Origin of the sequence: Allomuricauda sp. MMSF_3307 (genome assembly GCF_030733585.1) — a bacterium.
GTDB lineage: Bacteria > Bacteroidota > Bacteroidia > Flavobacteriales > Flavobacteriaceae > Flagellimonas.
The window spans coordinates 662,538-678,429 of record NZ_JASHIQ010000002.1 but is presented as its reverse complement, the minus strand read 5'-3'; the positions used below and the strand labels follow the sequence as shown (position 1 = coordinate 678,429).

18 protein-coding genes are annotated in these 15,892 nt (G+C 43.8%); 8 read left to right on the top strand and 10 right to left on the bottom strand.

Going from position 1 to position 15,892, the window contains the following annotated elements:
- Positions 1-2: 2 nt before the first annotated feature.
- From glp to RBB12_RS07445, 9 genes are read right to left on the bottom strand one after another with little or no spacing between them, the layout of a single operon-like run.
- Complete coding sequence (glp, locus tag RBB12_RS07485; RefSeq protein ID WP_306013049.1) at positions 3-1,169, bottom strand: gephyrin-like molybdotransferase Glp; 1,167 nt, start codon at positions 1,167-1,169, stop codon at positions 3-5.
- Entirely contained in the window at positions 1,169-2,161 is a 993-nt protein-coding gene (gene moaA, locus RBB12_RS07480) for a GTP 3',8-cyclase MoaA (RefSeq protein ID WP_306013050.1), read from the bottom strand. Before moaA ends, glp begins: the two co-directional genes overlap by 1 nt.
- Positions 2,154-3,050 (bottom strand): bifunctional molybdenum cofactor biosynthesis protein MoaC/MoaB, encoded by an 897-nt coding sequence (gene moaCB / locus RBB12_RS07475; protein WP_306013051.1) that lies wholly within the window; start codon positions 3,048-3,050, stop codon positions 2,154-2,156. Before moaCB ends, moaA begins: the two co-directional genes overlap by 8 nt.
- Complete coding sequence (locus RBB12_RS07470) at positions 3,051-3,494, bottom strand: molybdenum cofactor biosynthesis protein MoaE (protein WP_306013052.1); 444 nt, start codon at positions 3,492-3,494, stop codon at positions 3,051-3,053.
- The gene (locus RBB12_RS07465) at positions 3,487-4,500 is read right to left on the bottom strand and encodes a HesA/MoeB/ThiF family protein (protein ID WP_306013053.1); all 1,014 of its coding nucleotides are present in this window, start codon (positions 4,498-4,500) and stop codon (positions 3,487-3,489) included. The genes RBB12_RS07470 and RBB12_RS07465 overlap by 8 nt, the downstream gene beginning before the upstream one ends.
- On the bottom strand, positions 4,497-4,733 hold the full coding sequence (locus RBB12_RS07460; RefSeq protein WP_306013054.1) for a MoaD/ThiS family protein: 237 nt from the start codon (positions 4,731-4,733) through the stop codon (positions 4,497-4,499). The genes RBB12_RS07465 and RBB12_RS07460 overlap by 4 nt, the downstream gene beginning before the upstream one ends.
- The gene (locus tag RBB12_RS07455) at positions 4,730-5,332 is read right to left on the bottom strand and encodes a nucleotidyltransferase family protein (RefSeq protein WP_306013055.1); all 603 of its coding nucleotides are present in this window, start codon (positions 5,330-5,332) and stop codon (positions 4,730-4,732) included. Before RBB12_RS07455 ends, RBB12_RS07460 begins: the two co-directional genes overlap by 4 nt.
- On the bottom strand, positions 5,329-6,483 hold the full coding sequence (locus tag RBB12_RS07450) for an XdhC family protein (RefSeq protein ID WP_306013056.1): 1,155 nt from the start codon (positions 6,481-6,483) through the stop codon (positions 5,329-5,331). The genes RBB12_RS07455 and RBB12_RS07450 overlap by 4 nt, the downstream gene beginning before the upstream one ends.
- Positions 6,480-7,658, bottom strand: a complete 1,179-nt coding sequence (locus RBB12_RS07445; protein ID WP_306013057.1) for a cysteine desulfurase family protein — start codon at positions 7,656-7,658, stop codon at positions 6,480-6,482. The genes RBB12_RS07450 and RBB12_RS07445 overlap by 4 nt, the downstream gene beginning before the upstream one ends.
- A 126-nt stretch (positions 7,659-7,784) precedes the next feature.
- Between RBB12_RS07445 and RBB12_RS07440 the strand changes: the two genes are divergently transcribed.
- The 5 genes from RBB12_RS07440 to RBB12_RS07420 all read left to right on the top strand — a co-directional run bounded on the left by RBB12_RS07440 (position 7,785) and on the right by RBB12_RS07420 (position 11,356).
- On the top strand, positions 7,785-8,114 hold the full coding sequence (locus RBB12_RS07440; RefSeq protein WP_179383857.1) for a helix-turn-helix transcriptional regulator: 330 nt from the start codon (positions 7,785-7,787) through the stop codon (positions 8,112-8,114).
- A gap of 47 nt (positions 8,115-8,161) precedes the next feature.
- Positions 8,162-8,626: a DUF6428 family protein gene (locus RBB12_RS07435; RefSeq protein WP_306013058.1), complete on the top strand. Its 465-nt coding sequence runs from the start codon at positions 8,162-8,164 to the stop codon at positions 8,624-8,626.
- A gap of 15 nt (positions 8,627-8,641) precedes the next feature.
- The gene (locus RBB12_RS07430) at positions 8,642-9,265 is read left to right on the top strand and encodes a low molecular weight phosphatase family protein (protein WP_306013059.1); all 624 of its coding nucleotides are present in this window, start codon (positions 8,642-8,644) and stop codon (positions 9,263-9,265) included.
- Positions 9,266-9,325: 60 nt separating this feature from the next.
- Complete coding sequence (locus RBB12_RS07425; protein ID WP_306013060.1) at positions 9,326-10,273, top strand: hypothetical protein; 948 nt, start codon at positions 9,326-9,328, stop codon at positions 10,271-10,273.
- Positions 10,274-10,435: 162 nt separating this feature from the next.
- Positions 10,436-11,356 (top strand): DUF4382 domain-containing protein, encoded by a 921-nt coding sequence (locus RBB12_RS07420; protein ID WP_306013061.1) that lies wholly within the window; start codon positions 10,436-10,438, stop codon positions 11,354-11,356.
- A gap of 69 nt (positions 11,357-11,425) precedes the next feature.
- On the opposite strand, the gene RBB12_RS07415 is transcribed toward RBB12_RS07420, so the two are convergent.
- Positions 11,426-12,616 (bottom strand): TlpA family protein disulfide reductase, encoded by a 1,191-nt coding sequence (locus RBB12_RS07415; RefSeq protein WP_306013062.1) that lies wholly within the window; start codon positions 12,614-12,616, stop codon positions 11,426-11,428.
- A gap of 154 nt (positions 12,617-12,770) precedes the next feature.
- On the opposite strand from RBB12_RS07415, the gene RBB12_RS07410 reads away from it, so the two are divergent.
- From RBB12_RS07410 to RBB12_RS07400, 3 genes are all read left to right on the top strand, one after another.
- Complete coding sequence (locus tag RBB12_RS07410) at positions 12,771-13,154, top strand: DoxX family protein (RefSeq protein ID WP_179383864.1); 384 nt, start codon at positions 12,771-12,773, stop codon at positions 13,152-13,154.
- Positions 13,155-13,214: 60 nt separating this feature from the next.
- Positions 13,215-14,231: a DUF4421 family protein gene (locus RBB12_RS07405; protein WP_306013063.1), complete on the top strand. Its 1,017-nt coding sequence runs from the start codon at positions 13,215-13,217 to the stop codon at positions 14,229-14,231.
- Between the two features lie 275 nt (positions 14,232-14,506).
- The gene (locus RBB12_RS07400) at positions 14,507-15,349 is read left to right on the top strand and encodes a hypothetical protein (RefSeq protein ID WP_306013064.1); all 843 of its coding nucleotides are present in this window, start codon (positions 14,507-14,509) and stop codon (positions 15,347-15,349) included.
- Positions 15,350-15,892: the final 543 nt, after the last annotated feature.

Sequence of the window (15,892 nt, the reverse complement as noted above, 5' to 3'; positions counted from 1 at the left end):
AATTAAGAAATTAGCTTACATTGAATCAAATCCCCCTTTTTCAATGCCTCGCCATCATCTACAAAGGCGAGTGCATTGCCTTGGGCCATGGATTGGATCATGGAAGAGCCTTGTCCGTCCAAAATTTGTACCGTTCCGTCAAGAACAGCAGCCTTTAAAAAAGTGGGTCGTCCAAAACGGTTTTCAAAATCATGTTGTATCGGGAATCGATATGTGGTTAAACCCACACTTTCATATCCAGATAAGCGTTGCAGCAAAGGAAGTACATACACATAAAAACAGGTCAATGATGACGCTGGGTTCCCTGGCAAGGCAAATACAAACTGGTTCCCCTTTCGACCAAAATAAAGCGGTTTGCCCGGTTTTTGAAACACCTTGTAAAACAACTCCTTAACTCCATTTTCCTCGAGGGATTGTTTTACAAAATCGTAATCACCCACAGAAATTCCTCCAGAGATAATGAGCACATCGCAAGACTCCAATGCAGCTTTGATTCCCGCTTTTGTGGCCTCGAAATCGTCTTTAATTTGTGTTTTTTGATGATGCTGAAAACCAAATTGTCGCAAGGCTCCCGCAATTGCGTAGCTGTTGGATTCATATATCTGCCCCTCGGTTTTGGATTCTCCCGGTTTTATCAATTCATTTCCCGTGGTGATGATATTGACCCGTGGTTTGGAAAAAACTGCGAATTGCGACAACCCCAAACTTCCCATCAAAGCCAAGGAGGGTGGATTCAAAACGTGCCCTTTTTCAAATACGGCTTGCCCCTCTGTCAATTGACCGCCTTTTTTTCGGATGTTCTGACCCACTTTGGGCATTTCATCAAGAAACAGCGTCTTGTCTTTAACGGAGGTTTTCTCCTGCATCATCACAGCCGTGGTGTTTTGGGGTACCTTCGCCCCCGTAAAAATGCGAACGGCTTCACCATCGTTTAAAGAGATAGACTTGGAGTCACCAGCTGCCACCTCCCCTACCAATTGGTATTCTTGATACAGTCCGCAAAGCGCATAGCCGTCCATGGCCGAATTATCAAACTCGGGCACATCAAAAGGGGCGGTCGTGTTCGTCGACAAAGCATAACCAAGTGCCTCCTCCAAAGGTTTGGATTCGCTTTTTAGTTCAATCTTTTGGTCTTCGATAATCCAAAGTGCTTCTTCAATCGTAACCATTAGCCTCCTATTGAAATCATGGAACGGTTCTGCTCATAATGGTCGGCATCCATTTTTACGTCCATGCCGTCCCTTGAGTGTTTTTTGGATTTGATGGACTCCAAAATGATATTCTCTATGGGCTCTCCATTACGAAACGCAGTCAACAAATCGGTTTCGGAGGTGGCAAAGAGGCAATTTTTCATTTTTCCATCAGCTGTCAATCGAATACGGTTGCACTCATCACAAAACGGATTGGTAATTGTGCTCACAATGCCAAAACTGCCCTTGTGGCCCTTCACCCTAAAATTGGTAGAAGTGCTGTGCTTGGGATTATCCAAGGTTTCTATTTCACCAAATTTATCGCCAACCGTCTTTAAAATGTCCTCTTTGGACACGCCTTTGCTCCAATCCCATTTATTCCCCTTAAAAGGCATAAACTCAATGAATTTGGGCGTAATCTTTTTATCCTTGGTCAAAGCGATAAAATCATTGATTTCGTTATCGTTTACCCCTTTAATCAACACCACATTGATTTTAAGATCCATATCCATGTCCAACGCCATGTTCAGGTTCCGCATAATACGTTCGTAATAATCCCGTTTGGTGATGAAAACGGATTTGGCTTTGTCCAGGGTATCCAAACTAAAATTGATCTTACGCAATCCCACTTTCTGAAAAAGCTCCAGATATTTGTCGAGTACAATGCCGTTGGTGGTCAATTTAAGGGTGACCCCCAACTTGGCCAACTCTTCGGCCAAGTAGCCAAAATTCTTGCGAACCAAAGGTTCACCGCCCGTCAACCGAACCGTATCCACTCCCAAATCCCTAAAAGTTCGGGTAATGGCAATGATTTCTTCCAAGGTCATGATGCTGGGCTTCTCCATTAACTCAATCCCCTCTTCGGGCATGCAGTAAAAGCACCGCAGGTTGCATCGGTCTGTCAATGAAATGCGCAGATAGGTATGTGGCCTACCGAAATTGTCAATTATTTGTGGTTTCTTGTCAATCATGTCTTTTTCCTTCTATCACTTTAAATGCGTGCAGTACGTGGGGGAAAATCGCATCCATGGATTCTGCCGCCCCTTTGGTGGAGCCCGGCAGTGCCAATATCAATTTCCCGTCCTTGATGCCCGCGAGGGAACGCGAGAACATCGCATACGGCATCCGATTTTGCCCGTAGCTACGCATTTGTTCTTCTACTCCTTTTAGTTTGATGTCCAACAAGGGCTCCAAGGTCTGTGGGGTGACATCTCGTGGTCCCACGCCCGTGCCTCCCGTAAAAATCAAGAGGTCGGCTTTGGTGTTTTCCAATTTTTGGATGATTTCCTCAGCTTCATCGGGAATGATGCTTTTTTGGGATGCAACTCCCAAGGTCTGCAATCGCTCAACGATGGCCTCTCCGGCCCTGTCCTCTCCTTTTCCCTTGGAAATGGTATCCGAACACACCACCACTTCGGCAGTCAATCCTTCCGAATTGATTTTGTATGAAGATTTCCCTCCTTTTTTTGATTTCAAACGAATGGTGCCGATTTCCACGTTTTTGTCAATCGGTTTCAGCATATCGTACATCGTGAGGGCCACAACACTAGCTCCGTGCATTGCCTCTACCTCTACCCCTGTTTTGTAAATGGTCTTTACCGTCATGGAAATGATGATGTCCAACCCATTGATTTTATAATCGATGCCCGTGTATTCGATGGGCAAGGGATGACAATCGGGCAATAAATCCGGTGTTTTTTTGACGCCCAACAAGCCGGCTGCCTTCGCCATTTCAAGCACATTCCCTTTGGGAACGGCATTGTTTTGTATGGCATCTATCGTAGCCTGACTGCTCGTTTTTACGATAGCTTCAGCGGTGGCTTCCCGCAACGTGGTCACTTTATGTGTAATATCTACCATTTACGTATTTACTTTCCATTGATGGGTTTCGTCCTCAAAAATCTCCTTACCAAATACCGGCACTTTCGCCTTGATTTCCTCCACAAAAAAGTTGGTCGCCTGGATGGCAATCTTTCGGTGTGCCGATGATGTGAACACGAACAAGCACAGCTCTCCCACATTGACTTTACCCAAACTATGATAAATGTGGGCGCAGGTGATGTCGAACTTGGCAAAAGCGGCTTCGCGTATGTCGTGAAAGACGTTCTCTGCCATCTCTTCATAAGCCGTGTAGTCAATAGCTGTTACGGTTTTGCCGTCCACTACGTCGGCCCTCACCTGTCCCAGAAAAATACTGTGGGCGCCAATATTGGTCTTGCTTTGGTGATTGGCCACCGAAGTCGCTATTTTTTCTGGTGGAATCGCTCCTTGTACAAATACTTTTTTTGGTTTCTTCTTATCCATCAATAATTGTTTCTATACCGCCTTCCACGTTTTTCAAATTGTGAAAGCCAAATTCATTTTTAAGGATTTCTATGGCGTTCTTGCTTCGTTTACCAGACTGGCAGAACACAAAAACATCCTGATTATTGGGTATTTCCTTGTACCGTGATGCAAGATCGCCCAAGGGAATGTTCAGCACCTTTTTGCCTTTCGGTTTGGGCTGTTCGAACACTTCACGCACGTCAAGATACCACTGATCTTTATGTTTTAAATCGCAATCGATATAAACGGGGGCTATCCCGTTTTTGCGGATTTTTTCGACTTCTTCGGGCCGTTTGTTGATGTTGATGGTCTGCTCGCTGGCCTGCATCATATTGATCAACTTTAACTTGCCTGACAGCACATCACCCACCCCAAGGATAATTTTAAGGACTTCCGCCGCCTGAAGCGTTCCCAAGATGCCCGGTAACACTCCCAACACGCCCGTGGCCTCACAACTGATGTTCTGTCGCGTGCTTTTCGGGAACAGACAACGATAGGTAGGCCCATTTTGATAGTTGAAAACCGACAATTGCCCTTCATTTTTATAAATGGAGGCAAAAACCCAAGGTTTATCGGCCAAAATACAGGCATCGTTGATGAGGTATTTGGTTTCAAAATTGTCGGTGCCATCTAAGACCAGATCATATTGTTGAATGATAGTTTCAGCATTTTCAATGGTCAACGGCTCTTCGTACACTTCAAACTGCACCTCACTATTCTGTTTTGCCAAGCGTTGTTTGGCTACCGCTGCTTTCAATTGCCCTACATCTGATTCCTGAAACAAAACTTGCCTGTGCAAATTGGAAACATCGACTTTATCATGGTCCATCAAACCAATGGTACCGACTCCTGCCCCAACCAAATACATCGCGGCAGGACAGCCCAATCCCCCAATACCAACTAGTAATATTTTGGCATTGCGAAGCTTTTCCTGACCTTCTAGGCCAACTTCCGTGAGTTGTATTTGTCTGTCGTATCTGCTCATCCTCCAGCGAATGGTGGCAACAAGGCCACTTCGTCCCCGTCTTTTAAGGTTATACTATCGTCCAAATTTTGATTTACGGCAATCTGTACGGAATCTTTGTCCGCTATGGTTAAACCGCTCAAGCACTTTGCTTTCAGCTCCGAAGCGGTCAACGTTCCGTCAAACTCCATCACCTCTTCCAACTTTGCAGCGGCTTCGGCGACCAAACCAAAATATTTTACGGTCACTTTCATACATCCATTTGTTTTAATTGCTGAACATCTTCTTCGGTATCCACATCAAATCCTCCTTTGCTGAAAACTTCAGTACCGTAGTCAAAATCTTTCAGGCGAATCAACTTTTTGGCTCCTTCGTCTCCTTCCAATTGCATCAACAACGGAAATGCTTCCTTACTAAAAATGGCGGGCACTCCAATACTATCCCCATATTTGGAATAGGTGGCGTTCGGGTTTTTGGTGAGTTGGGCGTGCACCAGTTTGATTAAGTTGGTACGTTCCAAAAAGGGTTGGTCGGATACGAGAAAAAGGGCGTGGTCCAATGCTTCCGCTGCCGAGGCAGCTTTCAAGCCCAATTTAATGCTGGATGCCATTCCTTGCTCCCAATCGGAATTAACAACGACTTGATATCCGCTTGCATCTATTTTTCCCAAAATCTCTTCGTGACGAGAACCCAACACCAAAACCTTGCGCTGAAAACCAAGCATATTTACTTGTTTCAAGGTATGTTCAAGCAGCGTTTCACCTTTAAATTGTACCAACTGCTTGGGTCGGCCCAATCGTGTGGAGCCGCCAGCGGCCAAAACAATAACTGCTATGTTAGCATCTGCACTCAAAGGGTTATTTTTTGAAATTGATTTGTTTTGCCTTCATGAATCGGCTCGGTTTTCTGCTTTAGGGGTCGCGCTCCTTTATGGGTCAGTACACTTTGAATCTCCGCCAAAATGGACAATCCAATTTCAGCAGGGGTCTCCGCTCCTATTTCCAATCCCACGGGTGCGTGTATTTTGGCTAAATCTGCTTTTGACACTCCGATGCCTTCATCCGCCAACTCGTTGAGCATGCGTTCGTATTTTTTCAATGGTCCCAAAATCCCGATATAGGGTATTACTGGATTCCCCAGCAACAATTTGAGCACCGACAGGTCGTAATTATAGTTGTGGCTCATGAGGACAAAACAAGTGCGTTCGTCAATGTTGATGTTTTGTAGTGTTTCCTCGGGTTTGGCCACAATCACTTGGCACGTGCCCACAAAGCGTTCTTTGTTGGCATGGGTCGGACGTCCGTCCGTAACAATTACATCCCATCCCAATATATCGGCTTGTTGCGCCAAAATCTGGGCATCGTTCCCCGCTCCCACTAAAATCAATTTTACCGGGGGCTGATGTAACTGAATAAACACGAAGTTTGTTCTTTCCGCCGTATCGATCTTTCCAAAACAGGAGTTGCCTTCCTCAATGACTTCCGTACTTTTGGTGAGAAGGACCTTATGCAGGTTTGCTTGGATTTGTTTTCCCAAAACCGCTTGGCTTTCGTTGGCAACCAAACTAGTTCCCAATTGGTTTTGGCTTTTGTCCAGGTCAAAAACTATCGAAATCGCTACGGGAACCTCCTGTTCAATAGCGGTCTGCAACAATGCACAGGGATTATGCCTATCGGTATAATCGATGGGTTCAAACAATACCCGAATGATACCGTTGCACCCTAACTGGGCACCAATGATGGCATCATCCTCATCACTGGTATCATAAGTGACCAGTTTGTTTTCTTGTCTGTCCAAGGCATAAAGGGCCTTTCGGAGCGCATCACCTTCCAAACAGCCCCCACTGATAGCTCCCGTTATGTTGCCGTATTCATCCACCAACATACGGGCTCCCGCCCTGCGATAGGATGAACCTTCAACATGCACTACGGTGGCCAAAATGCAACGGGTTTCTTGCAGTCTGAGTTCTTGATACTTCGCTATGATGACGTCCAACTCCCTCATACGTTGACAGCTTTAAGTTGGTTGACCGCTTTTTTGATGTCCAACACAGCCATTTCAATGTCTTCCAATGAGGTGTTTCGTCCTGTGCTGATACGTAAACTTGCCAAAGCTGTGGCATCGTCAAGTCCCATCGCTTTTAATACATGGGACGGATTCACTTGGTTGGAGGTACAGGCAGAACCCCTAGACACGGCCAAGCGGTTCAAATATCGTAGCAATTTGGTACCATCCACCCCTTTAAACGATACGTTCGTTGTATTGGGCAAACGGTCTTCATGCTGGCTGTTGATGATGGCTCCTTCGATGGTTGAAAGCTCTTCTTCAAGTCGATTTTGAAGGTGTTTATAGTGTTGATGATTCTCACGTATCCTTTCTTGGGCCGCCTTGCAGGCTTCCCCAAAACCCACAATGCCCGGGACATTCAATGTACCTGGCCGAAGGCCCTTTTCATGATTTCCCCCGAAAAGATGTTTATCAACAGAGATGTTATTGCTCTTATTCAGATAAAGAGCGCCAACTCCTTTAGGCCCATAAAGTTTATGGGAGGAGAAAACAGCTATATCGATTCCCAAGTCTTGCAAGTCAATAGATATTTTTCCAACGGCCTGTGTTATATCAGACATTATGGGTACTCCTTTGGAGTGAACCAACTCCACTATACTTTTTATCGGGTGAATGAGTCCGGTTTCGTTGTTGGCGAGCATTAGGCTTACCAAAATCGTTGATGGCGTTATGCTGTCCTCCAAAACATCGAGGTCAATATTCCCTTGACTGTCCACATCCAAATAAGTGACCTCAAAACCATCATCCTCCAAAGCCTGCAAGGTATCCAAAACAGCTTTGTGCTCCGTTGTACAAGAAATGATATGGTTGCCCTTACTTCGATTCCTTTTACAAAATCCGAACAAGGCCAAATTAGCGGCTTCGGTAGCCCCTGAGGTAAACGTGAGTTCCGCTGGCCGGCAGTTAAGAAGCCCCGCGATTTGTCCACGGGCGGTTTCGATGGCATCATCGGCATGCCACCCAAAGGAATGATCACTACTGGCATTTCCAAAGTGCTGCGTGAAATACGGCAGCATGGCCTCTACCACCTTGGGGTCGGCAGGCGTCGTTGCATTATGATCTAGGTATATTTTCTCGTTTGAAGTCAAAACATTGGCGTTATATACATGCATGCATAACGCAATTTAAGAAGAATAACATCGATTACCTTATATTTTTCAAACCATATAAAAGAAAAACAACGAATTCTTTGCCATCCACAACATTAATCGTAATATTGCAATGAATAAATCATTTAGATGGGACTCACCAAAACTGAAATATTTACCGACAAACAAAACCAAATTGCACAATACGCAAAGGTTTTGGGGCATCCGGCCCGGGTTGCCATTCTGCAATATTTGTATAAGTTGAATGCTTGTGTTTGTGGTGATTTGGTGGATGAAATTGGTTTGGCCCAGCCCACCATTTCCCAACATCTGAAGGAATTAAAGCAATTGGGGCTGATCAAAGGCAATGTGGAAGGCACTAGCGTGTGCTATTGCATCGATACCGACAATTGGAAGAAAATGAAGCTAGTGATGTCCGAGTTTCTGAACCAAGACGTTAATCCAAAGGATTGTTGCTAAAAAATTTGAACACATTAATCGTAATATTACAATAAATAGATATTGATATGAAGCTAGAGGAAGTAAAATCAGCATTGGCCCAATTGGACACCATCGCCTTTCAATTGCCCAACGGGGAGTTGGTTCCCAACCATTTCCATGTGACCGAAGTAGGCAAAGTCACCAAGCACTTTATTGATTGCGGGGGCACTGTTCGCCACGAGGAGCTCGTTAATTTTCAACTTTGGAATGCCAACGACTACGACCACAGGTTACATCCCGAGAAATTGGTCAACATTATAGCATTGTCCCAAAAAACGCTGGACATCTGCAATTTGGAGGTGGAAGTGGAATATCAAGGGCAGACCATTGAGAAATTCAGCTTGGATTTTGACGGAACCCATTTTTTGCTGACCACCAAGCAGACGGATTGCCTGGCCAAAGATCAATGTGGAATACCGACCGAAAAACCTAGGGTAAAACTTTCCGAACTTCAACAAACAGACTGCGCCCCTGGAAGTGGTTGCTGCTAACTATAATCCTTCAACATGGCACTTAACAAAGCATTGCACGATTTTGTTTCCCAATTGGACACTGATGCTATTCCACAAGAAAGAAAACAAATACTGGACCTTCTCTCGGGATACATTCAGGAAAAGGTGGACAAAAAAAAGCTCATCCGGCTTAATTTTATCTGCACCCATAACTCCAGAAGGAGCCATTTGTCCCAAGTTTGGGCACAAACCACGGCACATCATTTTGGGGTAAGGAATTTAAGCTGCTATTCTGGGGGAACTGAGGCCACTGCCCTATTTCCCATGGTTGCTACTACTTTGGCGAATACAGGTTTTGAGGTGCAAATGCTTTCCGAAGGAAAGAACCCTGTTTACACCATTAAGTTTGCCGAGAACGAACACCCCGTTATCTGCTTTTCCAAAACCATGGATGACGCTTTTAATCCAACATCCGACTTTGCAGCGATTATGACCTGTTCGCAAGCAGATGAAGGCTGTCCTTTTGTGCCCGGGGCCGAAAAACGGATTCCAATCACTTATGATGACCCAAAAGCGTTTGACAACACGCCGCAACAAGCAGAAAAATACAGTGAACGAAGCAAACAGATTGCTACAGAAATGTGCTACATTTTCTCAAAAATCAAAAAACCTGTTTAACAAATTTAACAGAGTTTAGTAACTTCAAACCCGCAAAAACTTAAACAAACTGAACACATCATGGGTAAAGGAGTTACTATTCTTGGACTTTTGATTTTGCTACTATCGTGCAACTCAAAAAATGACAACGCTGAACGTGAATTGGGCTTGGTCTACAATGTGTTGAGGGACATGGATATCGAGAATTACGAAGTATACGCGATGAATCTGGATGGTTCCAACAAAACGAACATCACAGATTTCCCCAATGTGGAATGGACCTATTATTCATATGAAGATGACCTCTATTTCATTTCGGACAGAGACGCCTGCAAGCGTTGCTATTATTTGTACAAAAGCAATTTTAAAGGGGAAAACGTCCAAAAAGTATCGGAATTGGAGCTCGCCGATAGCTGGATGAGCAGTAGAAACGATGGCACGGAACTCATCGTAAAGCCTAAACTCATCATGAAGAACACCTTCTACGTTTTGGACCTGAAGGGCAACATCATAGATCGGCTGGATACTGGATTGGGCTTTGCCGCAGACCCTTTGTTTGTGAACGATGGTGAGCAGGTAGTTTTTAGGGGCGGTAAAACGGTGAGCAAGAACATCGATGGTTTTGATGAAGAGCTTTACATTATCGACGCCGATGGAAGCAACCTAAAACAATTGACACATTACCCTGAAAAAGATTCCACAGCGGGACAATACGGTTACAGGGCCGGGGCTCCAAAACTGCACCCTACAGAAAACTTTGTTACCTACCAAAGCATGCAGGACGGCAAATACAGTCTCTATGCCGTGAGCCTGGACGGTAGCAAAACCTGGAAATTGACCGAGAACACCCAAAATGAAGGTTGGCACGATTGGAGTCCGGACGGAAAATGGTTGGCCATTGAGCTATTTGATGATGAACAATCCCAATTCCATATTGGGCTGATGAATTGGGAAACCAAGGAGTTAAAGATTTTGACCGATGACACCTTTACCTATCAACAAGCACCCAATTTTATCTATAAAAATTAATTTTTTGTAAGAAAAAAGCTTCTTTTTTAAGTTGATTTGTGCATTTCATCGATAAAATTGACATATTTCTTTGAAACAGTAGGGTTTTTTGATCTTTGATTGTTTAGTCATTATAAAATCAGAACAGGGCTAATTATGCCCTGAAATCAAAAACCCCATACAATGAGAACAAAGTTAATTTTTAGCTTACTATTTACATTGGCCCTTTTTATGATGGGCTGCTCCGATGGAGAAGGTTCGGCAAGCGCCGAGGGCACTGGAACCTTATCTGTACAACTTACCGACGCACCCTTCCCCTATGAGCTGGTAGCCGAAGCAAATGTTACCGTTTATAAAGTTGAAGCTCGCCAAATTGATGGTGATGATGACGACAACGCTGATTCAGATGAAGGCATGGACGATGATAGTTCATCTTTCATCACGTTAATGGAAGAGGAAATCGATGTAAATCTCTTGGAACTCACCAATGGATTGACCCAACAATTAGCAGAAATCGATGTCCCTGCTGGCTCCTACGATTTGGTTCGTGTGCACGTTAAAGGTGTAAATGTTGTCTTGACCGATGGAACCGTTTACGATTTGAAAGTGCCCAGTGGAGACGCTTCAGGTATTAAAGTGTTTATCGAACCTGCGATTACTGTAGTAGGTGGACTTTCCACAGATTTGTTGTTGGACTTCGATGTCAGCCGTTCCTTTGTTGCCAAAGGCAACTTGGATACCCCCGCCGGTGTCAACGGATTTAATTTTAAACCCGTGATCAAGGCCAGTAACATGTCTACCGCTGGCACCTTGTCTGGAACTGTTGGCACTATGGAAGGTGAGTCAATACTTGCTTTGGAAGGTGCCCAGATTTCCGTGTTTGCTGCTGACACCCTCAACACCGCATCTTTTACCGATGTGGATGGCAACTACGCCATCCTAGGTTTGAAAGCTGGAATGTACGAAGTCGTAGCCGAATTGGAAGGATATTTGGCAAGTGACACCTTGGAGGTTCAGATTGATGCCGCTAACGTGACAACCCAAGATTTTATCCTTGAAGTGGATCCTGATGCTGGGGAGGAAACGACCACAAGCAGTAACTAATAGCAACAGAACAACAAAGAAAAGCCAGGATCCGAAATCCTGGCTTTTTCATATCTGGTTGGAAAGTTTTTATCGATTGACCAGATAATCCTGCACAAATCGAATTAAATCTTGGCCATGTAAATTCTTGGCCAACACCTTACCTTCTTTGTCCAATAAAAAGTTGGCTGGAATTGTACGCAGCCGTAACGAGTCCATTACCGGATTTTGATCACCTTCCAGATGTGACGCATGAAGCCATCGATATGCACCATCGCGTTCTATGGCATTCTCCCAAGCCGATTTGCTACTTTCCAAACCATAGGCGACTATCTGAAAACCTCGATCATTATAATTTTCCCATAGCGGCACCAAAACATTTCGATTCTCCACTCTGCAGGGCGCGCACCACGACGCCCAAATATCCAACAACAGCAGTTCCTTCCCTTTTCCAATTTCCGAAAGGAAAAGATGCTCCCCGGTTTGCATGGGCAACTGTAAATCCGGAAGCGTATCGCCCAATAGTACCGGTAACTTATCCCTATCAGCCAATGACTCTAATTGGTTGACCCACGGATGTGTTGGGTGTATTTGGTGCCATTTTTTGGATTGCGCGTATATGCGTTCGGCAATCCGTTCATAATTTCCCTCCGGACTCGCCCACCGAAGGGCCATTAGGGCTGGCAACAAGTGCTCTGTAGTATCCGCAAAATCAATCAACTTCCCTTGATACGCTTTTAGGTTTTTCTCTCGCTCCAATAGTCCCTCATCGGATTCATCTAGGCTATTTTCCGTTTCAAAGTGATGTTTAAAAACCTCCAAACGCAGATCCCTCAACTTCAACATTGCTGCATTGGTAGGTGATGGATTCGTAATGGAGAAGCTCGATTGAAAATTTACCATTTCAGCATCAACCCTTAAAGAGGTACCTAGCTCATACACCACCGGAAAATAATTGTCCGTAGTCGGGTTTTCATTCACCAATCTGTTGGCATATCGCTCGCCCTTTTGCTGCACTACCAGAAACAGCAAGGTACTATCCTTAATGGGAAGTGCTTCGGTGAACCTAAAACTACCGTCTTTGGATACCGCTGCAGAATCCAATATTTGTCCCACAAAACTTTGGGCAGCATCACTGAATTTTTCGGGCTGTACCAAGTAAATTTTGGGACTCCAGTCTTCCGTTTGGGATAATTTGAGGCTTCCCGACAACCAAGCTTCCTTGGAACAGGATTGCATCATCAGCAAAAAAATGAGTGTGGTTTTCAACAGTTTTTTCATACCGATAAAAATAACTATTTCTCCAGATGCCATCCGAGGGGTAGCCTTTCAAAAATTAAATTAGGGAATAAACCGAGCAAAATTTTAAAAATCAATAGTTATTAAATAATCCTTATTACGACCAAGTTAGCATTCAACGTAAACCAATAAGCACATGACAACAAAATCCATTTTGAGCTTGGTACTGCGACTTGTCCCAGCCATAATTCTGCTACAAACCCTTTATTTTAAGTTTTCCGCTGCCCCAGAATCCGTTTTTATCTTTGAACAATTAGGTTTGGAACCTTGGGGACGCATAGGTCTGGGCGTCGCGGAATTGATTATTGCCATACTGATTCTTGTGCCGAGAACAACTTGGCTAGGTGCCCTATTGGGTATAGGTATTATGGCCGGAGCCATATTCTCCCATGTAACGCAGTTGGGGGTGGTAGTTCAAAATGACGGAGGCACTTTATTTATATTGGCCTTGGTCACTTTAATTTTCTGTATGGTACTGGCATGGGTCAATAGAAAGCAGATTCCCTACGTGAACAAATAATGGGATTACGCTCGTAATGAACCTAAAGCGGTGTATCTTGCTGCCATGGATTGTTTCAGCATGGCCAGCACCTCTCTGTATCGGGTTATAGCAAGCACCATACTGCTGCACTGTATTTTCTGGCATTGTATAACTGCCCAAGAGGACACACTTGCCATTGTAAATTATTCGGACAAGATTATTATCAAGGCCAATCTGGACACCAAAACCGACTTCTATTCTTATGAAAACAGGCAATTAAATAACCGAATCAGCATTCAACCCAATAATCGCTATCGGCTTTTTCTTTCTTTGGATTATGAGTTTATAGGGTTTAGTGTGGGTTTTGTGCCCAAGTTCCTTGGTGCCAATAGCGATGAAAACTTAAAAGGGGAATCATCTTTTACGGATTATAAATTTCGTTTTTTTCTGGGCAGATGGGTCCAAGCCATCTCTTACAGCAAGATTTCCGGCTACTATGTGAGCAATACCGGGGATTTTATACCTAGCTGGAACGAGGGTACCGACCCCTACCTCCAATTCAATGATTTAGCGACCCAGCAATTTGGGATGTCCACATCCTACGTATTCAATCCCGATTTCTCCTATCGGAACATTGTGTATCAAAATGAATGGCAACGGATCAGTAGTGGAAGTTTGGTCGGTTCTTTAATTTACGACTACAACATTTTTGATTTGAACGAAATCTCCCTAGTTAACCGGGAAAAGTTTTTTAATGTAAGAATAGCCCCGGCATATTACTATACTTTTGTGTTTCATGACAACTGGTTCGTCTCGGCCAATTTGTCCCCCTCCCTTGGATTGCGTTTTTCCAAAGCGGAGTCAGGAATAGGCAATCCTATAAGTACAGAGCGCAATACCTACCTTACCCGACGGCTGGAAGGCGGTCTTAATTTAGGATATAGCTCCAAAAGGATAATCTGTGGGATAAATATCAATTTCAGTGCCGATTGGTACAACGAGGACAAGGCTTCCATTACAGAGAACGATCAATTTTATGGCTTGCTATACTTTGGCTATCGATTTGACCCACCAAAGGCCATCGATAAGATTTTTCACCCCAACCCATCAAAATAGCAAAGGGCCCTGCTTCTACGAGACTCCGTTATACCCTATTAAACGATTTTTTAGCCCCTATTTCATTTTTTTGCGAACTCATGTTTTTTCGGATAAACGACATAAAATAGACGACCAATCGCATTTTAAACGTCATTCGCCTGTTAAACACCTAAAAAATATTCGTTGAAATGCACTTTTTATCCGTTAAAAGTGAAAACCTATGAAAAATTCATAAGTATTCCGGCGGAATGTTTTTGATCTTTGTAATGTATTAACCCCCAAATCTATACATCATGACACGATCTACAATTTTCAGCCTACTTGTTTCAGGAATGTTACTGGTCAGTCAAAACAGTACAGCGCAATCAGACCAAATCAACGAAGCTATGGAAGGAAGTGTTTCCACCATTGACGGTTATATACCTTCCATGTCCATCACCAAAGATGGAAAAACAGCCTACTTTAGCAAGGGAACCTACGAAAAGCCACTTTACGGCGTGTTCTCCAAAAAAGAGCTGGTGTACCACATTTATCGTGCGGAAAACATCAACGGCGAATGGACGAATATCACCCAATTGGAGGTTTGCCCAAAACACTACTCTGCCAAACATCCTACGGTTACTGGTGACGGAACACGCTTGTTCTTTGCCTCCAATATGAAAGGGACCTTTGGCAAATACGATATTTATGTGGCGGATATCGCTGCGGATGGCACAGTGGGCGTATCCAAAAACCTTGGCCCAAAGGTGAACACCAAAGAGGATGAACTCTACCCGAGCATCTACAACGAAACCTTGTTGTTCTTTGCTTCCGAAGGAAGAGATGGCTTTGGCGGATTGGACCTTTACGCCTCCCAAGTGGTAAAGAACACCTTGACCACATCGGTAAACCTTGGTGCCCACATCAACACCAACAGCGATGAGTACGCCATTCAGTTGAGCCCTGAGAAAAAAATGGGCTTTGTGGTCTCCAATAGAGGTTTCAACAATACCGTATCACAATATACAGTGGCTTACGGACGTTCAAGTAATCGGGATCAGTACAATGATGTTGCTGATGGAGGTACAGGACTCCAAACTGCTATGAATGGGAATGCCTACGACTACGTGGACACCTCATTCCAAGACGAAGAATAATATTTGATTGCCAACAACTTTATTGAATCGGTCAATAAACCTGATTGTGTCTTATGATGTTTCATAGCCGAAATTCTGAAACACTCATGACAATGATAAGAAAGACAGGGGGAAACTGACAGACTATCATTAGAAAACGGGTTGTATTATTTCAATCTGACCGATTTACTTCAAGAATAGGATGCTGATGGGACGGCATCCTATTTTTTTATGCAATAATTTGAAAATCAATTTTTTGCGATACATCCATACTTCTTTTTACGCTTCCCAACACCTTTAATGACTTAATGAAAATGTGCATTTGAACGAAAATCACTACAAAAATTCCGCTCGATAGTTAAAAAATTCTAAATTCACTGTTGAAATAATACAATCCCAAATCTATTAAGTCATGAACAGAAACTACAACACACGGAAAAAAGGAGTCCCAAAACCTCTTTTCCATCTACTTTTTTAGAGGAAAACCTCAACTAAACATTTTTTTAGCGCTTGGCCCTTTTTGGGTCACACCCACTTTTGAAGAAAACCAAATTGGCTTTCCGG